Below are 17,536 nucleotides of genomic sequence, written 5' to 3'. Positions count from 1 at the left end.
AGCACTCCTTTTTATCTAGCGGTGTATCCGCCATCTGCTGTGACAACACTTCCAGTCATATAGCTGGATAGATCAGAGGCGAGAAACAGCATCACGCCCGCAATTTCTTCGGGTTTTCCGAGACGAAGCAAGGGATTCACCTTTGCTTTTTCCTTTTTGACAACCTCAAGACTTTCTGAATGATTGTCTAAAAAGGATTTTTCATTTAATGGCGTATCAATGATGCCTGGGGCGATACAATTCACCCTGATTTGATGAGCGGCATAGTCGATCGCCATCGATTTGGTGAGCTGGATGACACCGCCCTTTGTTGCGTTGTATGCAGGAATGTCAGGCCAGCCAACGAGACCTCCGACAGATCCAGTATTAATAATACTTCCGCTTTTCTTTTCAAGCATATGGGGCAATGTATGCTTACTCATAAGAAATACACCAGTCAGGTTGACCTGTAGAATGTGGTTCCAATCCTCCAGAGTCATCTCGTGAATAGGTGAGACAATTTCGATGCCTGCATTGTTAATCAAAACATCAATTGTCCCGAATTGGCTCAGCACGGATTGAACGGTTTTTTGACAGTCAGACTCATTCGTAATATCTGTTTTGAAAAACGCAGCATGTTCATGAGGCAATGATTCAACGAGTTGTTTACCGCTATCTTCATTGATATCAGCCACTGCTACTTTTGCTCCGTGCTCAAGGAAAAGCTTGACGGCGGCAAGCCCAATCCCAGACGCACCTCCTGTAATCAGGACGACTTTTCCGGCAATGTTCATTTCTTCACCTTAGACGCTTTTGGCTTTAAGCGGTTATAGCGTGGAGGGAAGAAGAGATTAATAGACTTTGATGCTTCTGGCTTTGGATTAATGGCGCCGTGATCTTCTTTTGGATCACAGAAGTAGGTCGTGCCAAATTCCATCTTTTCTGTAAAGCCTTCAATCGTCATATCGTACCCACCGCTAATGCAAATCCCGATTTGTTCATTACGGTGCTTATGGAAAGGCATTTCCCCGCCATTTCCCGGAATGTTGGCAATCATAAGCTCCATCCAGTCCTCTACAAAAAAAGTCACTTCCATGCCAGGAAGTAAATCACGCGTTTTGAAAATGTCTAAGAAATAAGTAGGAGGAGCCGTATATTCTTCGCCATCTTTTAATCTCTTAATATCAATGGCGATCACTTCTTCATCTGTCAGATTCGATGCGCCGTGAGGAACGAATGGTGGTGCAATATAGGCTGATTCTAATGGGGTCAGCAATTGGGTCGATTGGCCGACCGTCATTTGAAGCTCGCCTTTTAATACGATGCCGATTTGTGCTTCTGGATGGTCATGAGGTTCGATGATCGTGTGAGGAGGGACGTGTGAAATTAACACTTCCGTATCGCCTCTGACAGTAGAATATTGGATGACACCATTATCCCATTCTCGTTTTTTCGTTTGAGGAAAATATAATTCTTGCACCTTTTGTTCAGTTGTCATGTTACATCTCTCCTTTTCCGAATATAGACCAGCTCATAGGAATGCTTTTAAATGTTCGAATGAAGGTGAGCCCGTATGTAGCTCTTGCCACCTCATTGGTTAAAGCGAAATCAAATTCTCCGTCTCTTACTTTTTGTGCGGCTGTACTTGTAGAATTGACAAGCTCAAATTCAGCATTTTGATGAATAAAATATTGAATCAAATTCACAGGTGCAGGATGAGAAACAATTTTTAAATGGTGAAGCATTTGTTCTTGAAAGGGGAAATCTGGTCTGACAGCCAACCCATACATGGGCGTGTCACATCTGAATATTTGTAAAAGCTGTAGGTCAGGTCTCATGTAGAAGTGTTTGATTCCTTCGTATGCGTGTGGAACGAGAGTGTATTGGAGTGCGTTAGAGAGAGTATGTTCAATGCAAGTTTCGAATGTGTCGTAAAGGGATAGTTTCGTATGGGTGCCGAGTGTAGTGGTGGAATGAGAGATGAAATGTTTTGCTGCATATTCACTGCTTGTCCCCTTAGGGCCTAATGTATTGACTGTAAACATCTTAGGTGAAACGATGGGCTCTTCTTTGAAATGAAAAACATCATTCTTTAAGATCATGTTTACCATCCAATCTTTTTCAAATTTTTACTAGATTATAAAAAATAAAATTGGCAATTGTCAACAAAATTTATAAAAAATGTATTTTATGATGATATTAAAAATTGATCTAAAAAACTGCACATATCAAGATGTGCAGTGAAATGAGCTCACGTTTCAAATGTATTTTTATGTTTCTGCTGTAAAGTTTTTTCGCGTTTATAGCTGACGAAGCTGATGAGAAAACCAACAAGCGTAATGAGTGCACATACAAGCCCTACCGTATGATAGCCGAAATGGACATAAACAGGTCCCATCAGAGCGGACCCAAGCATAACGGCAAGATTGGAAGCAAGGCTGTAAAAAGCCATCACTTTGCCTCGGTGGGTTTGAGAGCAGTCGCTCAGGACGGTGCTCAAAAGCGTGACGGATAAACTTTGCATGGCACCCCAAATAAATAAAGCGAAAATGAGCAATGTCCATGAGAACGGTGCATAAGGAAGTAAGGCAAGAACGAGCGTAATGCCGCCCAGCACAAAGAAAAGTGAGCGTGTTTTGCCAAACCAATCAGCTAATTTCCCGGTAAACATACTCATGGAAAAGCCAACGCCATAAGCCATGATCAGAAGTCCAGCTGTTGATTGACCCCCGGAAAACAGACTTTGCAGGTAAGCCCCTAAAAATGAGTACATGCCATAAAATCCAAGCATGTTACAAAATGTCACGGTCAAATAGGCAGGGACTCGGTCGATTTTTAAAGCCCCCCAGATAGAGCCTGATTTCTCCCTCGCTTGAGATGCCTTCGGATCAGCTGCTGCGTCTTGTTTTCGAGATTCAAGAATGACGAGCAGCAGGACAACGAGACTCATCATGGCGAAAATCCAAAATGTCCAGCGCCAGTTCAAACTTTGACCAATAAAGGCGCCAATGGGCACACCAAGAACAAGAGAAAGAGACCAGCTCGATACAATGAGTCCCATCACTTTGCCGCGATATTCATATGGAACCCGGTCGCCCACGAGAGCATAGGCTGTTGGCACAAATACACCAGTCGCCAGCCCAGAAATAGCACGGCCTGCAAAAAACACGGCCAAATTTGGGGCAGCAGCACACATCACAGTTCCAATCAAAAAGAAAGACAGCCCAATAATCAAACACAGCTCTCTTGAATACCGGTCCCCTAAAGGAACGAGCAGCGGAGCCCCAACCAGCACAGCTAACCCATAAATGCTGATGGAAAGAGCGAGAATATCAAGAGAGTGCTGAAAGGAGTTTGATAAATCAGGCAGCAGTGGTGAAATCACCAGCTCTTCCGATCCCGCCGCAAAAACGCCAAGTGTGAGTGCAATGGCAAGTGTGATGGGAAATGTTTTAGAAGCCTGGCTGTCTAAAGATTCTTTCATCAAGTGATCCCTCCATACTTGCTTTTTCATTCAATTCCGTTAAAATAAATTCTACCATTATTTAGTTTTATTTTACATTTCGCATCATAAGTATTATCATAAAATACTTTTCAAATGGAACGATTTTTGGATAGGAGAGGTACGAATGAAAATCACCGATGTAGATGTGCATATTTTAAATGAATTGAGAGAAGATGCCCGCTTATCCATGAGGGAATTGTCCAAACGAGTGAATTTATCAGCACCTGCGGTAGCAGAAAGAGTGCGTAAATTAGAGGATGCAGGGATTATCGAAGGGTATTCTGTTCAGGTCAATTATAAAAAATTAGGACTTCTGATTGACTGCCTGCTGGAAGTTACGGTGTTAAATGGAGAGTATCAGCGTTTTGTGACTTTTATGAATGAGCATCCACGCGCCTTTTTTGCTTATCGAGTGGCAGGGCAGTCTTGCTTTTTCATTAAGCTGTCAGTTTCTTCTCTTGAAGAAATTGAAGCCTTTATTCAAGAAGTGTCTGGATTTACAAAAACCGTCTCCCATATTGTCTTGTCAGAGCACTCTTTTTCCCATCCAATTCAGGAACGCTTGAAACAAATAGAAGAGCCAGAAATGACCGCGGTGAAATAAAAAAGGACCTGACTCAGGTCCTTTTTGTTTGTCTATCTGACTGATAGCTCATAATTGTAATGATAAGACCAATAAATGTCACAGCTGCAGCAAATAACGGAACAAGCTGTAAATGTGTGATTTCGATAGCAAGACCGCCAAGGGCTGCACCGCCGGCATTCCCAATATTAAAGGCAGAATGGCTGAGCGTTGATGCGAGTGTCGGTGCTTCATGTGCCATGTTCATCGTGCGGTATTGCAAGGTAGGAACAAGAATAAATGAAATGATTCCCCAAACAAAAATGGTCAGCACGGCAGGCACTTTGAATTCGGAAGTGACTGTAAACAATAACAGGACAGCAATGAGCAGGATCAGTGTCACCATAATACTTGGCATCAGCCTCCAGTCAGCAAGCTTTCCGCCAACTAAATTTCCGATAGTGACCCCAAGTCCAAATAGGACAAGGATGAGCGTCACCCCATTTTCCTGAAAGCCAGTGACTTGCAGCAAGATTGGGCTGATATACGTAAAGGCTGTAAATACACCAGCAAAACCAAAGATGGTCATTGCAAAGGAAACGAGTACTTGTGGTTTTTTCAAAACGGATACTTCATTTCGAATATCGAGTACTTCTTCTTTCGACTGATTTGGGACTAAGCTGATGATACCAATTAAGGAAATGAGCCCAATGACGGCAATGACTAGAAAAGACATACGCCAGCCGAATTGATTTCCGATAAAGGTACCGAACGGCACACCGAGTACATTGGCAACTGTCAGTCCTGTAAACATGAAGCTGATCGCGCTTGCGCTTTTCTCTTTAGGCACAAGCCGTGCAGCCATAATGGCTCCGACGCCAAAGAAGGTTCCATGAGCAAATGACGTTAAAATACGGGCGGCCATTAATAGACCATAAGAGGTCGAGACAGCGGCAGCAGCATTTCCCGCAACGAAAAGAATCATTAACAGAATGAGGAGACGTTTCCTCGACATTTTTCCAGTCGATAACGTTAAAATAGGTCCGCCAACTGCGACACCAAGTGCATATCCAGTAATCAGCTGTCCTGAAGCAGAAATTGATACATGAAGGTCGTTCGCGACATTTGGTAAAAGTCCCATGATGACAAATTCAGTCATGCCAATCGAAAACGCACCGAGCGTTAACGCAAAAATAGCGATGGGGAAGTTTTTCATGATGTGATCACCTTTCTAAACAAATACATAAAAAAGCTTCGGAGAGATCCGAAGCTTTAAGATTTTATCATACATGGAAATAAGACGCCAGCTGCTCGTTTGCTAATCGGTTTCCAACAAAGAAGGAACCAAATTCGCCGTAGCGTGCACTGACTTCATCAAAGCGCATTTCATAAACCAATTTTTTAAATTGAAGCACATCATCAGAGAAAAGGGTAACGCCCCACTCATAATCATCAAAACCAACAGAACCTGTAATGATCTGTTTTACTTTTCCAGCATAGCTTCGGCCAATTAAACCGTGGCTTCTCATAAGAGATTTACGCTCATCCATAGAAAGCATGTACCAGTTGTCATTGCCAGAACGTCTTTTATCCATTGGATAGAAGCACACGTATTGAGAAGAAGGAAGCTCTGGATATAAGCGAGCACGTACATGCGGGTTCTCGTAAGGATCTCCGCCATCGCCGCCTCCTGCTAAGTAGTTGCTGAGCTCAACAACTGAAACATAAGAATAAGCTGGAATCGTAAACTCTGCTAGTCGTGTCTTGTTGAATTCGAGTTCAATTTCACCTAGTTCTTCCATTGTCGGACGTAAAATCATGAGCATAATATCTGCTTTTTGGCCGACAATACTATAGATTGTTTGGCTTCCAGCTTTATCTTGCTCAGCTGTTTTCCATTTTTCCAATAGACCTGTGAATTCATGAATGATGGCTTGGCGCTCATCACTTGTCAGCAGCTTCCAAGCTGTCCAGTCGATTGTTCTAAAATCATGCAGCGCATACCAGCCATCTAGTGTTTGAGCTGCTTCATTTGTTGTATGTTGTTCGCTCATTTCTTTCACTCCTATTAACAGTTTTCCATCTGTTCCAACTATAACATAGTTTGTCCAAATGGAGATGTGATCAAAACTTGAACGAGGAAAACAGCTTTTCTCAAAATTGATTAAATTAGTTTGAAAAATAAGAATTTAATTTGTAAGCGCTATAATATAAGTTGGTAGTTTGAATTTAGGTAGAAGAAGAGTATGCTTAAAAGAGAACGCTTTTTTTGTAAAATCAAGGAGGGTATTGAAGTGGCAGATATTTTTTCAACAGTTCAGGAAAAGGTTGCAGGTAAAGGAGTAAAGATCGTTTTTCCTGAGGGAATGGACGAACGCATTCTAACAGCCGTTCAAAAACTAGCAGATGGCAAAGTATTGCAGCCAATTGTGGTAGGTAAAAAACAAGAAGTTGAAGCTAAAGCAAAAGAATTAGGTCTTACACTTGATGGTGTTGACGTGTATGATCCCCATACATATGAAGGTTTTGAAGAGCTTGTACAAGCTTTCGTTGAAAGACGTAAAGGCAAAGCAACAGAAGAGCAAGCAAGAAAAGCATTACTGGATGAAAACTACTTCGGTACAATGCTTGTGTATAAAGGTCTTGCAGACGGACTTGTGAGCGGTGCGGCACACTCAACTGCTGACACAGTGCGTCCAGCACTTCAAATCATTAAAACAAAAGAAGGCGTAAAGAAAACATCTGGCGTCTTCATCATGGCTCGCGGCGAAGAGCAATATGTGTTTGCTGATTGCGCAATCAACATTGCACCAGACAGCCAAGATCTAGCTGAAATTGCGATTGAAAGTGCAAACACAGCCAAAATGTTTGATATCGAGCCACGTGTGGCAATGCTTAGCTTCTCTACAAAAGGCTCAGCAAAATCAGACGAAACAGAAAAAGTATCTGAAGCAGTTCGCATTGCAAAAGAAAAGGCACCTGAGCTTGTACTTGATGGAGAATTCCAATTCGATGCAGCTTTCGTTCCTTCAGTAGCAGCGAAAAAAGCGCCAGATTCCGTCATCAAAGGCGACGCCAGCGTATTTGTTTTCCCTAGCCTCGAAGCTGGAAACATTGGCTACAAAATTGCACAGCGCTTAGGTAACTTTGAAGCTGTAGGTCCTATCCTTCAAGGTTTAAACCAGCCAGTAAACGATCTATCAAGAGGCTGTAATGCCGAAGACGTTTACAACCTTGCGCTTATCACAGCAGCTCAAGCACTATAATGATCTCGACAAAGGCAGCCAGTACGATAGATTCGTGCTGGCTGTTTTTTTGATGACAAATGTGTACAATATAGGGGGAAAAGAAAAAATTTTGATCGTAGATAAAGCCGATAGAATGGGCAGGTGCTATAATGGACGATTTAATACATAAGCTTCAGCATAAGGTCGCAGGATTAACCGAGGCACAAAGGAGAATTGCAGATTATATCGTGCAAAATCCAATGGAGGTTGCGTTTTTAACTGTAGATAAATTGGCGTCAAAAGTAGGGACGAGTACAGCGACCATCATGAGATTCTCTGCTGCTGTAGGGTATTCCGGTTTCTCAGAGCTTCAAAAAGAGCTTCAATCAAATATGAAGCATAAAGCTGCCCCTCAAACGAGACTTGAAGCGAACCTCAAGCATTCAAATAAAAGTAAGCTTTTGCATAATCATGTCGAGCTGCAATTTCAAAATATCCAGTACGCTTTAGACAATATCACAGAAGAAACCTTTCAGCATATTGTTGAAAAAATAGCCAGCTCTCGCCAGGTTCTGTGTACAAGTGTCCGAAGTGGAAGACCTGTTGGAGAGTATCTGTCATTTGGAATCAATCGGCTGTTGGGGAACTGTCAATATATTGATGCAGACAAAAGTGACTGGGTCGACGAACTCGTTCATTTTCAATCTGATGATTTCATTATAGCGGTCAGCTATCCTCGCTATGCAAAGCGTATAAAGGATTTGCTGGAGGCAGCGAAGTCATATGGGGTGGAAGTGCTTTTAATTACAGACAGCTACAGCTCTCCACTAACCAAGTATGCACAATATGTATTACCATGTTCCTCAGCAAGTGCGGGCTCTCATAACTCTGTCGTATCTGCTATCTTTATCGTAGATTACATTTTAAGTGCCTTAGCCATTAATGACCCTGAAAGGACAAAACCTCGTTTAGATCAAATCAATCATATGTTAACGAAAATGAGTTATCACACAACACATTAGTCGTGTGGTGACTCATTTTTTTTATTTTAAAATTTTCTGAAAGCGCTTTACTAAATAAAAATGAGATGGTATGATCTTATCACAAAAGTAATATATATTACTTTATATAAAATTAAATGTAATGAATATAACTCAAAGGGGATGATGGAAACAATGGGTACTGTTCAATTCGTGTCAAATGATCTAATAGATCGGGCAAAAAAACTGAGCTCGACCTTGCTGGCAGATGTGATGGGAAGCACCGGCGCGATGGATCATCAAATCAAACCAGTTGCAAGAGGCATGAATATAGTAGGTACAGCTTTTACCGTCAGCTTACGGCCAGGGGATAATTTATTTCTACATCAAGCGATCTACTCTGCGAAAGAAGGAGATGTACTGATTGTTGATGGAAAAGACCATAAGGGTCATGCATATTTAGGGGAATTGATGGCAGGTGTAGCAAAGGCTGCAGGAATAGAAGGAATCGTGATTGACGGGCTTGTTCGCGACAAACTCGCTTTAGAGGAACTGGCGTTTCCGATATACAGTAAGGGGTTTATGCCAAATGGACCTTTTAAAGATGGTCCTGGGGAATTAAATCAAATCATCTCTTGCGGCGGTGTCAAAGTAGCACCAGGTGACTTAGTCATTGCAGACGATGATGGAGTCGTCATCGTTCCAAAGGAGAAGGCGGAACATCTGCTGACACTAGCGGAAGAGAAACAAGCGTATGAAAATCAGAGATTAAAAACGATTCAACAGTATGTGGACGAAGGAAAGCAAGACATCAGTCTTTTAGCACCGGCATGGCTGGAAGGCAGAATGAAAAAATATCAGGGATAGGGGAGAATCGGTGATGAAGATAGGCTTTATTGGATATGGAGAAGCTGCATATGAGTTGTCAACGGGATTGAAAACAGAAGGATTAGATCAGTTTTATGCGTATGATGTACTTTTACAAAATGAGAAATTGTCTGGTGCGTTGAAGGAAAAAGCATCGCAGACAGGAGTTCAATTAACCAGCAGTATTAGTGAAGTCATTGAGAAATCTGATATTGTCATTGCTGCTGTGCCAGCAAATAAAACCTTAGAAGTGACCCAATCCGTATCGGGAAGTTTGAAAGAGAATCAATTATATGTAGATGTATCGGCATCAACACCAGACATCAAAAAACAAGTGGCAAATGAAATTGAAAAGCAAAAAGCTCTATTCGTAGATGCTGCCATGCTAGGGCCTCTTCCAGTCAACAAACACAAGGTTCCGATCACGGCAAGCGGAAGTGGAACTGACCAATTCATGAAAGTAATGAATGCTTATGGCATGAATATCACAAAAATCAGTGACCAGCCAGGAGATGCTTCGGCCTTGAAGCTGATCAGAAGCGTTTATATGAAGGGGATCGTTGGTCTCATGGTTGAATTTTTGGAAATTTCAAAAAAGTACAACGTGGAACATCAAGTGATTTCTTCACTTAGCGATACAATGGATAGCAAAAGTTTTGAAGAGACCATGAACCGTCTTGTGACAGGGAGTGCACTTCATGCGAAAAGACGAGCGATCGAGCTTCTTGGCTCGATTGAAATGCTGGATGAAGCAGAGGTTGATGCCAGTATGTCTCGGGCAGCACAACAGAAGCTAGAGAGATTAGCAGAGTTTCAATTCGTTGAACGGTTTGACGGGAAAAAGCCGGCCAGCTGGGAAGAAGTCATTGACGTGATGCAGCAGGGGCAATAAATTGTAAGCGTTTTATTTAACGAAGGGGAGGCGAAAAAACGATATGGGTTTTATTGCGTTGATTGTATTCATAGCTGTCATCATTATATGGAATGTCGTCGTGAAGCGGAATATGGGAGAAGCCATGCTATTAGGCTTTATTGCAACCACATTATTTGGCGGATTGGATGCATTAAGACTTTTCTGGGATGGATTAAAATTTGCATCCACATATGAGGTGCTCTATGCAGCTGTCGCATTTGTATTCATGGCTTATTTAATCGAAAAGCTGGAATTAATTCATGCACTCTTGCGAATCTTAAATTCGGTTGTAGGAAAACTTCCCGGTGGAGCGGCTTATATGAGTACGTTAGGTTCAGCAGTCTTAGGTGCACTTTCAGGTTCAAATTCTGCAAACACAGCGGCCACTGGCTCTATCACAGCCTCTTGGATGATTAAATCAGGCTGGAGCCGAACGCATACAGCGACCATTTTAGCAGGGAATGGCGGACTTGGGGCGGCACTGCCTCCGAACTCTTCAATGTTTATCATGCTGGGGTTTGCACCAATTGCAGCCCTTGTATCTGAGGGAGATTTATATATTGCCCTGTTAATAGGAGGACTGTATCAAGTTGTATACCGATTTATTCTTGTGTATATTCTGGTGAAAAAGAATAAAATTCAGGCCATGCCGCCAGATGATATTCTTCCTTTTAGGGAAGCTGTGAAACAAGGGTGGAAGTCGATCTTTATTTTTTTCGGTGCCTTGATTCCTATCATTGTCACGATAGGTCCACTGGCAAACTACTTGAAAAGTAATTCAAACATTGGACCAGAGGCTATGGATCAAATTTCTTTAATTACGTGGATTCCGATTCTCATGATGTTGATTAGTTTAACAATTGGGAGAAAAAAGGCGTCTGCACTAGATTGGTCTCAGTTTTTCAAGTCGGCTATACCTAAGTTTACAACGATCGGTGCCTTGATGCTGTTTGCTGTTGCTGCTAGTCAGGTGCTTGCTGAATTAGGATTGGCAGAAGACTTGACGCAAATCACATCAGTACTTACCATTCCAAAATGGCTCATGGTGCTCATTGTGGGTATTCTTGTCACGCTGGTGGCTGGACCATTATCTTCTACAGCCACATTAACAGCTGTTGGACTTGTCTCATTTTCAGCTTTAGTCTCAGTCGGAGTGGATCCAGTTGTGGCTGTTGTCGCCATTCTTGCTTTTTCATCAACAGAAGGCGCTTCCCCGCCGGCATCAGGATCAATTTTCATTGCTTCTGGTCTTGCAGGAGCCAGACCGGAGAAAACGTTTATACCGCTGATTCTCTACTATATGCTGCCGATCGTAGGAATTGGCTGGCTCATCGGAATGGGAATACTTCCAGTATAGAAAGGAGAAACACATGAGAGCATTGATGGAATTTTTATTTAAAGTGCTGCTTGTCCTGTTCTTAACGTCAGGAGCCCTGTTGGTATTCGGTCAAATACTAGGGATTCTTTTGCAAAAGGGAGATATGATCATTGCAAGTACAAACCTATTCAAAAACCCAACATTGGTGTTAAGTGCCTTTTTCAGTCTTGTCGGTTTCTCTCTAAATTATATTCCTGAAAAGAAAGACACCTCATTTAGCGATCATCCATCTGCATCAGCAGGTGAATCGCTCAAATAAGCAATAAAAAGCTGGGTTCAGTAAATGAATCCAGCTTTTTTGCGCGCGAGAAATAGGTATTAAAACCCAATACGTACGATTCATTTTTTGGTAAATTCACTTTCAATCATATGCCTCTTGTGCTAGTAAATGGTAACATAACGGAGGACTATTTAAGGAATAGAGGTGTTTGACCATATCTGGAGCAATCATCGGATATAAAGCAGCCTTGTATTCATTAAAGGCAGATATATCTATCAAAAAAGAACAAATCATCGAACTCAATATGTGCCGAAAAGAAATCAAAGAGGCAAAATGGGCCCTGTCAGATGCCAGCAAAAAAATCACACATCCAGACCTGACATCACATACATGGTTTGGCCATTTGGCAGACACGTTTGATGACATTCGAAACGAAATGGCTTCCGCCAGTCAGGAAATAAAAGGTGTACAGCTAACCAATTTATTAAATCGAATCAATGAGAAAATCAGTGATTTAACATCGGATATCCATTCGTTAGAACATGAAATTCATTCGGTTGAAAGAAAAATAGAGAAAGAAAAGCAGAAACAACTGGAAGAAAAAAGAGGGTAGTCACATGACGAGAGAAATTAAAATAGATGCCAGTCAGGTCAAACAAGTATTACAGCATGCAAAGCAATCAGGCGCTCAAATGAATGCAGCCCTTCCAACCACCATCAAAGGGAGAAATCATCTCCTGACGGCAGACACATTAGAAAAGATCAATCAGCAGCTGAACGAATTAAGTACATCCTATATAGGCATTCTTCAGAAACAGCTTGTACAAACAGAACAAGCAGTGAACACCATGATTGAAACGGACAAGGCGCTTGCTTCCAGCAGTAAAAGAAAATAAAGGAGAACGCAATGAAAACCCTTGACGCCTTTGCGCTAATAAACGGAATAGATCAAACGCTGAATGCGTTAAAGCAGCAGTCACAGCAAATCAGCTCCCTCGAAAAACAAATCAATCACATCATCTCACTCGATGGCGCACTAAAGGGAGAGGCGGGACAAGCCATCCGCGCCTTTTATACAGAATGCCATATTCCTTTCCTGCAATTCTTCCAGGTCGTCATTGAGGAATATAGCGCCGCATTGAAAAACACAAAGCAGGCTCTTAGCGCGCTAGAATCAAATGAGCACGGCTATATATCACAAGCATTTATTGAACATGATCTTGATCAAGGCTTAAAAAAAGCTGAACGAACGATTTCTGAAATTGTATCAGAGGTAAACCATGCCATCGGCAGAGTTGGTCATATTGTTCATTTGCCAAATGTAGACGAATCATTGTTTCAGCAGAACTATCAAAAAGCATGGCTTGAGACATCAAGAACTATTGGTCTGCTTCATGCATTTGACAGGGAGCAGACAAGTGCTTTACATGAAACCAAAAGCTCCCTTCAAACAATGAAGCAATACATAGATACCTTAAGTACCATGTTCACCGGCCCAAAAATCGACATCACGAGCTATCAAAAGGGTTCTATTTTCAAAGATGGAAAAGAAGAAAAAGTAAGCAGCACCATCAGTGGATTGAAAGATAAAATAGACAACCCAAAAGACAATCCATTGATGATCATGCTGAAGAAATTGAAAGAGAAACAACAGGCGAATGTGGAGACGGTTGTTCGGAATGACAACCATAAAAACATCCGTAAACAAGTCACAGCAAACGATCCATCGCTTACGACATTACAAAAGGAAACTGTGAACGGGAAAAACAAGATTCATAGAGACATCAGAGTCATAAATGGTAGACTATACAACGTAAAAGACATTAAAAAGTTAAAAGAATTCGACATCGCAGATGAAGTCGTCACGGATCCGTCGGATATTGATTTTATTGGTGGAAGATACACCGTTTACGCCAATAAACAAATCATCCGAACGTATATCGCAAACGGCGAAATAAGAATAGAAGAAGTCGACAAAATTCCAGAAAGCCGCAGCCGTGGCAACGCTAAACGCATATTAGACGGTGAAGTCGTCTCAACCACTGAAAACATCATCTTAGAATACAGCGGCATCTACGACGGCTACCGAGCCGTTACTGGCAAAGACCCAGAAACCAGCCAAAATATCAGCAGCACAGACCAAGCTCTATCCGCCGCCTCTATCATCCCAATAACGAAAATAGTGAAGGTTGGGAAATATGTTTTTAGGTTGGATCAAGGGAAGAATGTGAAGAGGGTTAAAACACCTACTTACGGTAAACAATCCGTACCAAAAGGACCGTACCGTGAAGTAAATGGTTTCCCTGCAAAAGTAAAATTAGGAGCTCAAGAAAAACATATTCCAGAAACACCAAATTATAAGCAAGAAATAGCAAATGGAAAAAAGAAAAGCATTTTTTACGGAGATAATAAAAAGGCACAGGAATTGCTGGATAAATATGCAGGGACAGGCAAAGAATTGGGTAAGAATAAAGAAAGGATAGACTTTGGCCAAGCGATAGGAAAATACTATAATATTGATACTGGAAAGTATGAAGAGACTAATAAGGGAATGATACATTATGGGAAAGATGGTGCTCACATCGTACCAGCGAGGCCTTAAAATGATGAATTGGAGGTAAAAAATGAGTTATGATTCTTTGATTGGAACATTAATAAAGTATGAGAAAAAAGATATGATATTGGAATGGAAAAGTGGATTGAAACTCTTAGGAAAACTAGATACAGTTTTTGAAACAAATAATATGTTAGATGAAGATGATATTCATTTTACAGAATATATTGCTGCTGCTTTCCAAGTAAATGATATTCTATCTCATCCTAATGAAAACAGTGGCAGTGTATACGATTGGTTAATTCAAGAGAAAAGCTCTTTAGTTGAGATATCTCTTTATGATGATCCACCAAATAAGATTTTGGTAGATGGTCAAATAGTATGGGAATTGGCAGATGAGTAACAATTGACAAGCCCTCGGTAAGAGGGCCTTTTTATTATTTATGAGTTAACGAAATATGCTTCAAGTTGATCGTTGGCAAAACCGGTTTCTGTAGGTTCATAACTGGGGCAGTTTGGGCTGAAATATGATAGCGCATGTGTATCATCAAAGATCAATAAATATTATTAACAGTGAAGTACCATTGAATGATTTAAATAAAACCTTGAAAATAGGAGCGTTCAATGAACAAAAAACAACAACTAACGAAACAAATCCAAACAGTCATCAACATCCTAGAAAAAGAATATCCACAAGAAATCAATCAAGGTGTTCTCCAACTAATATACAAAAGATATAAAATTGCTGAAAGGATCATTCAGAACAATGAAGATCTCCAAAAGATTTTGATCATTGGCGGGGTGAGAGCTTATTTGGATAGTTATAATGACTATCTAAACCCCTTACTAGATGAATTACATAAAGCAGAGAGTTTGCTTAAAGAAATGCTGTCATAGATAGGACGGTTGTCTGTAGTACTGGAATCAAGTCTTGTATCGGGCAGCAAAACAGAGAAAGGAATGACTATGGAACATAAACAAAACAAAAAAACATCCAACTGGCTATTAAGTATCAGTGTTCTGATTGTTATAGCAACAGCTTTGCTGAGAGGAGTTTCTTACTCAGATGCTGATTATCGCGGTTTCCCTATTGATTGGCTAGTTCTGCACGGACATCATACTTTTGAATTTCTAGTGTGGGGTTTTATACTTGACGTGGTCATTTTCTATTTTCTTTTAAAAATGCTTCTTCGTTTGTATAAAAGGGTGATGAAAAAATCAGCAACTTAAAATAGAGGAGGCCTTAAAAATGATCAATTTACCCCAAATCCCACATCTGCACGTGAACAAACCAGCAAGTGACATACATATCAAAGAGGCAGAATCCCAGCTAAACATGGTGCTGCCCCATGTTTATAAGGAACTGCTGAAACATACAAATGGATGTTCCATTGGCGGTGAGGTGCTTCTATACGGCACTGAGGACATTGCGGAACGCAATGCAACATGGGAGGTTCAGCAATATGCAAGCGGCTATGTAGCAATTGGCGACGATGGTGGCGGGCGAGTACTTCTCATGCGGCTGGCTGAAGAGGAGAAAAAGGTATGGATCGTGGATGCTGGTGTGATGGACCCTCAGCATGCGGAATTGGTCGCTGAAGACTTGTTGAGCTGGGTAAATGAGGGCTGTTTCAAAGAAGTTTAGTCTATTAAGGAGATGATCGATTTGCCGTGGAATACATTGATCGCTGCATGCCTCGTGGTTGGGGTTCCTGTCGTTTTAATTGCAGCTGTTTATTTCATCTCGAAAAGCAAGAACAAGAAAACCAAATCATCCAACTGAAACGCTCTGTGACGCCAAATGTCATAGAGCTTTTTGCATTCTCCCTCCATTCATCACATGTTATAATAAACACAGTTTATGAACGAGAGGATATGCAGGAGATGAAAAATGAACCTATTGAGTTACTGACACAGCCAAAATGGCGTATCATCGATCAGTCGAGTCTCGGTCTTTATGTGGACCCGAAGCAATCCTTTGCGATGGATGATACGCTTTGCGCCTCGGTGGGGAAGGGCCTTTCACCAGCGACAGCCCGTTCTTGGGTGCATCACAATACGATTGTGCTTGGGATTCAGGATACAAGACTTCCATTTCTCCAAGATGGCGTAAAGCTGCTTGAGGAAGAGGGATATCGAGTGATTGTGCGCAACTCAGGCGGTCTTGCTGTGGTGCTGGATGAAGGTGTACTGAATGTGTCTTTAATCTTTGCGGAACAAAAGAAGGGCATTGATATTGACCGCGGATATGATGCGATGGTGGAATTGATCCGACGGATGCTGTCGATGTACGAGGTGGACATTGAAGCCTATGAAATAGTCGGCTCATATTGTCCAGGCAGCTACGATTTAAGTATCAATGGAAAGAAATTTGCAGGCATTTCTCAGCGTAGATTACGCGGTGGGGTCGCTGTGCAAATTTATTTGTGTGCAGATGGAAGCGGGCGTGAACGAGCCGACTTGATCCGCCGTTTTTATGACGCCGCCTTAAAGGATAAACAGCAAGAAGTGAAGGCAGTATTTCCTGATATACAGCCGGATACGATGGCATCCTTATCAGAATTAATCGGTGAACCGATTGATTGTACGCTTCTTATGCGTTTATTACTAGAGGAGCTTCAAAAGCTTAGTGATCAGCTGACAGCCTCGAGCCTGAATGCAGAAGAACAGCTGGAATTTGAGAAAAACATGACGCGGATGATTGAGCGGAATGAAAAGGTGTTTTCGTAAATATCAGTCTTTTTATCTTGAAACGAGTAGAGGTGAAGTGATGGAAACAAAGCTTGAAAAAGCCATTGAACTTCGAAAAAGTGGACATCTTCAAGAATCAAATGAAATGCTGTCTCATCTTGCAGAGGAGTATCCAGACGATGCCTCTATTCATTATCAATGTGCCTGGAGTTATGACCTGTTAGGAGAGGAAAGGCAAGCTGTCTTTTTTTATGAAAGGGCCATTGAGTTAGGATTGTCTTCAGAAGAACTAGAAGACGCTTTACTAGGGTTAGGAAGTACATACAGAACTTTAGGAGAATATGAAAAGTCAAAACAGATATTCCTAAAAGGGATGGAAACTTATCCGGGCAACAAAGCCATTCAAACGTTCTATGCCATGACTTTGTATAATTTAAAGGAACATAGCAAAGCGATGGAAATATTACTGAACTGTTTAACTGAAACGACAAAAGATCCTGCTATTTTAAGTTATCGAAAAGCGATTGATTTTTATTCAAATCAGTTAGATAGGATATGGAAATAATAGTTGATTTGGCTGCTTGAACAGATTTGGAGGGGCAATGTGATGAAAAAATCCCCTCCTTTGTTATGGAATTTTATATGTGATAGTCATTTATG

General features: G+C 41.4%; 22 protein-coding genes. 16 read left to right on the top strand and 6 right to left on the bottom strand.

Features of this window, described 5'->3' with window-relative positions; all coding sequences use genetic code 11:
* Window positions 1–11: 11 nt before the first annotated feature.
* The 4 genes from H7F25_RS16090 to H7F25_RS16075 form a co-directional block, all read right to left on the bottom strand.
* Entirely contained in the window at window positions 12–773 is a 762-nt protein-coding gene (locus H7F25_RS16090) for a glucose 1-dehydrogenase (RefSeq protein ID WP_034621859.1), read from the bottom strand.
* Window positions 770–1,477 carry a 3-((4R)-4-hydroxycyclohexa-1,5-dien-1-yl)-2-oxopropanoate isomerase gene (locus H7F25_RS16085; protein ID WP_034621858.1) on the bottom strand — a complete coding sequence of 236 codons (708 nt, stop codon included), beginning with the start codon at window positions 1,475–1,477 and terminating at the stop codon, window positions 770–772. Before H7F25_RS16085 ends, H7F25_RS16090 begins: the two co-directional genes overlap by 4 nt.
* A gap of 1 nt (window position 1,478) precedes the next feature.
* A complete protein-coding gene (locus H7F25_RS16080) occupies window positions 1,479–2,081 on the bottom strand; it encodes a type 2 periplasmic-binding domain-containing protein (protein WP_024423797.1) in 603 nt (200 codons plus the stop codon).
* A gap of 149 nt (window positions 2,082–2,230) precedes the next feature.
* Window positions 2,231–3,463 (bottom strand): MFS transporter, encoded by a 1,233-nt coding sequence (locus tag H7F25_RS16075; RefSeq protein ID WP_149126168.1) that lies wholly within the window; start codon window positions 3,461–3,463, stop codon window positions 2,231–2,233.
* A gap of 145 nt (window positions 3,464–3,608) precedes the next feature.
* On the opposite strand from H7F25_RS16075, the gene H7F25_RS16070 reads away from it, so the two are divergent.
* On the top strand, window positions 3,609–4,088 hold the full coding sequence (locus H7F25_RS16070; protein WP_149126169.1) for an Lrp/AsnC family transcriptional regulator: 480 nt from the start codon (window positions 3,609–3,611) through the stop codon (window positions 4,086–4,088).
* Window positions 4,089–4,101: 13 nt separating this feature from the next.
* On the opposite strand, the gene H7F25_RS16065 is transcribed toward H7F25_RS16070, so the two are convergent.
* Both H7F25_RS16065 and hemQ read right to left on the bottom strand, forming a co-directional pair.
* Window positions 4,102–5,262, bottom strand: coding sequence for an MFS transporter (locus tag H7F25_RS16065; protein WP_149126170.1), 1,161 nt, complete (start codon window positions 5,260–5,262; stop codon window positions 4,102–4,104).
* Window positions 5,263–5,329: 67 nt separating this feature from the next.
* Window positions 5,330–6,100 carry a hydrogen peroxide-dependent heme synthase gene (hemQ, locus tag H7F25_RS16060; RefSeq protein WP_024423793.1) on the bottom strand — a complete coding sequence of 257 codons (771 nt, stop codon included), beginning with the start codon at window positions 6,098–6,100 and terminating at the stop codon, window positions 5,330–5,332.
* A 240-nt stretch (window positions 6,101–6,340) separates the two neighbouring features.
* Here hemQ and pta point away from each other — a divergent pair, with 240 nt between their 5' ends.
* The 15 genes from pta (at window position 6,341) to H7F25_RS15985 (ending at window position 17,441) form a co-directional block, all read left to right on the top strand.
* Window positions 6,341–7,312, top strand: coding sequence for a phosphate acetyltransferase (gene pta, locus H7F25_RS16055; protein WP_024423792.1), 972 nt, complete (start codon window positions 6,341–6,343; stop codon window positions 7,310–7,312).
* 131 nt (window positions 7,313–7,443) lie between these two features.
* The gene (locus H7F25_RS16050; protein WP_122631617.1) at window positions 7,444–8,295 is read left to right on the top strand and encodes a MurR/RpiR family transcriptional regulator; all 852 of its coding nucleotides are present in this window, start codon (window positions 7,444–7,446) and stop codon (window positions 8,293–8,295) included.
* A 153-nt stretch (window positions 8,296–8,448) separates the two neighbouring features.
* Window positions 8,449–9,120: an RraA family protein gene (locus H7F25_RS16045; protein ID WP_185853922.1), complete on the top strand. Its 672-nt coding sequence runs from the start codon at window positions 8,449–8,451 to the stop codon at window positions 9,118–9,120.
* A gap of 13 nt (window positions 9,121–9,133) precedes the next feature.
* On the top strand, window positions 9,134–10,012 hold the full coding sequence (locus H7F25_RS16040) for a prephenate dehydrogenase/arogenate dehydrogenase family protein (protein ID WP_185853921.1): 879 nt from the start codon (window positions 9,134–9,136) through the stop codon (window positions 10,010–10,012).
* Between the two features lie 43 nt (window positions 10,013–10,055).
* Window positions 10,056–11,390 carry a TRAP transporter large permease subunit gene (locus H7F25_RS16035; protein WP_185853920.1) on the top strand — a complete coding sequence of 445 codons (1,335 nt, stop codon included), beginning with the start codon at window positions 10,056–10,058 and terminating at the stop codon, window positions 11,388–11,390.
* A gap of 13 nt (window positions 11,391–11,403) precedes the next feature.
* Window positions 11,404–11,670 (top strand): hypothetical protein, encoded by a 267-nt coding sequence (locus H7F25_RS16030; RefSeq protein ID WP_024423787.1) that lies wholly within the window; start codon window positions 11,404–11,406, stop codon window positions 11,668–11,670.
* Window positions 11,671–11,845: 175 nt separating this feature from the next.
* Complete coding sequence (locus H7F25_RS16025) at window positions 11,846–12,244, top strand: YwqH-like family protein (RefSeq protein WP_172881240.1); 399 nt, start codon at window positions 11,846–11,848, stop codon at window positions 12,242–12,244.
* A gap of 4 nt (window positions 12,245–12,248) precedes the next feature.
* Window positions 12,249–12,527 carry a YwqI/YxiC family protein gene (locus H7F25_RS16020; RefSeq protein WP_024423785.1) on the top strand — a complete coding sequence of 93 codons (279 nt, stop codon included), beginning with the start codon at window positions 12,249–12,251 and terminating at the stop codon, window positions 12,525–12,527.
* A gap of 11 nt (window positions 12,528–12,538) precedes the next feature.
* Entirely contained in the window at window positions 12,539–14,233 is a 1,695-nt protein-coding gene (locus H7F25_RS16015; protein ID WP_185853919.1) for a T7SS effector LXG polymorphic toxin, read from the top strand.
* A gap of 22 nt (window positions 14,234–14,255) precedes the next feature.
* Window positions 14,256–14,588, top strand: coding sequence for a hypothetical protein (locus H7F25_RS16010; protein WP_185853918.1), 333 nt, complete (start codon window positions 14,256–14,258; stop codon window positions 14,586–14,588).
* A 221-nt stretch (window positions 14,589–14,809) separates the two neighbouring features.
* Window positions 14,810–15,082, top strand: coding sequence for a hypothetical protein (locus tag H7F25_RS16005; RefSeq protein ID WP_185853917.1), 273 nt, complete (start codon window positions 14,810–14,812; stop codon window positions 15,080–15,082).
* A gap of 69 nt (window positions 15,083–15,151) precedes the next feature.
* Window positions 15,152–15,415, top strand: a complete 264-nt coding sequence (locus tag H7F25_RS16000; RefSeq protein ID WP_185853916.1) for a hypothetical protein — start codon at window positions 15,152–15,154, stop codon at window positions 15,413–15,415.
* 19 nt (window positions 15,416–15,434) lie between these two features.
* Entirely contained in the window at window positions 15,435–15,830 is a 396-nt protein-coding gene (locus H7F25_RS15995; RefSeq protein WP_185853915.1) for an SMI1/KNR4 family protein, read from the top strand.
* A gap of 239 nt (window positions 15,831–16,069) precedes the next feature.
* Window positions 16,070–16,915 (top strand): octanoyl-[GcvH]:protein N-octanoyltransferase, encoded by an 846-nt coding sequence (locus H7F25_RS15990; protein ID WP_185853914.1) that lies wholly within the window; start codon window positions 16,070–16,072, stop codon window positions 16,913–16,915.
* Between the two features lie 40 nt (window positions 16,916–16,955).
* A complete protein-coding gene (locus H7F25_RS15985) occupies window positions 16,956–17,441 on the top strand; it encodes a tetratricopeptide repeat protein (protein ID WP_185853913.1) in 486 nt (161 codons plus the stop codon).
* Window positions 17,442–17,536: the final 95 nt, after the last annotated feature.

It is taken from the genome of Bacillus sp. PAMC28571, assembly GCF_014250435.1.
Classification (GTDB): Bacteria; Bacillota; Bacilli; order Bacillales; family Bacillaceae; genus Bacillus; species Bacillus safensis.
This window is presented reverse-complemented; position numbering and strand designations above follow the sequence as displayed.

What these genes read in the sequence shown, in the direction of transcription:
- H7F25_RS16090 (WP_034621859.1), bottom strand. Translation starts at nt 773, where the DNA reads ATGAACATTGCCGGAAAAGTCGTCCTGATTACAGGAGGTGCGTCTGGG.
- H7F25_RS16085 (WP_034621858.1), bottom strand. Translation starts at nt 1,477, where the DNA reads ATGACAACTGAACAAAAGGTGCAAGAATTATATTTTCCTCAAACGAAA.
- H7F25_RS16080 (WP_024423797.1), bottom strand. Translation starts at nt 2,081, where the DNA reads ATGATCTTAAAGAATGATGTTTTTCATTTCAAAGAAGAGCCCATCGTT.
- H7F25_RS16075 (WP_149126168.1), bottom strand. Translation starts at nt 3,463, where the DNA reads ATGAAAGAATCTTTAGACAGCCAGGCTTCTAAAACATTTCCCATCACA.
- H7F25_RS16070 (WP_149126169.1), top strand. Translation starts at nt 3,609, where the DNA reads ATGAAAATCACCGATGTAGATGTGCATATTTTAAATGAATTGAGAGAA.
- H7F25_RS16065 (WP_149126170.1), bottom strand. Translation starts at nt 5,262, where the DNA reads ATGAAAAACTTCCCCATCGCTATTTTTGCGTTAACGCTCGGTGCGTTT.
- hemQ (WP_024423793.1), bottom strand. Translation starts at nt 6,100, where the DNA reads ATGAGCGAACAACATACAACAAATGAAGCAGCTCAAACACTAGATGGC.
- H7F25_RS16050 (WP_122631617.1), top strand. Translation starts at nt 7,444, where the DNA reads ATGGACGATTTAATACATAAGCTTCAGCATAAGGTCGCAGGATTAACC.
- H7F25_RS16045 (WP_185853922.1), top strand. Translation starts at nt 8,449, where the DNA reads ATGGGTACTGTTCAATTCGTGTCAAATGATCTAATAGATCGGGCAAAA.
- H7F25_RS16040 (WP_185853921.1), top strand. Translation starts at nt 9,134, where the DNA reads ATGAAGATAGGCTTTATTGGATATGGAGAAGCTGCATATGAGTTGTCA.
- H7F25_RS16035 (WP_185853920.1), top strand. Translation starts at nt 10,056, where the DNA reads ATGGGTTTTATTGCGTTGATTGTATTCATAGCTGTCATCATTATATGG.
- H7F25_RS16030 (WP_024423787.1), top strand. Translation starts at nt 11,404, where the DNA reads ATGAGAGCATTGATGGAATTTTTATTTAAAGTGCTGCTTGTCCTGTTC.
- H7F25_RS16020 (WP_024423785.1), top strand. Translation starts at nt 12,249, where the DNA reads ATGACGAGAGAAATTAAAATAGATGCCAGTCAGGTCAAACAAGTATTA.
- H7F25_RS16015 (WP_185853919.1), top strand. Translation starts at nt 12,539, where the DNA reads ATGAAAACCCTTGACGCCTTTGCGCTAATAAACGGAATAGATCAAACG.
- H7F25_RS16010 (WP_185853918.1), top strand. Translation starts at nt 14,256, where the DNA reads ATGAGTTATGATTCTTTGATTGGAACATTAATAAAGTATGAGAAAAAA.
- H7F25_RS16005 (WP_185853917.1), top strand. Translation starts at nt 14,810, where the DNA reads ATGAACAAAAAACAACAACTAACGAAACAAATCCAAACAGTCATCAAC.
- H7F25_RS16000 (WP_185853916.1), top strand. Translation starts at nt 15,152, where the DNA reads ATGGAACATAAACAAAACAAAAAAACATCCAACTGGCTATTAAGTATC.
- H7F25_RS15995 (WP_185853915.1), top strand. Translation starts at nt 15,435, where the DNA reads ATGATCAATTTACCCCAAATCCCACATCTGCACGTGAACAAACCAGCA.
- H7F25_RS15990 (WP_185853914.1), top strand. Translation starts at nt 16,070, where the DNA reads ATGAAAAATGAACCTATTGAGTTACTGACACAGCCAAAATGGCGTATC.
- H7F25_RS15985 (WP_185853913.1), top strand. Translation starts at nt 16,956, where the DNA reads ATGGAAACAAAGCTTGAAAAAGCCATTGAACTTCGAAAAAGTGGACAT.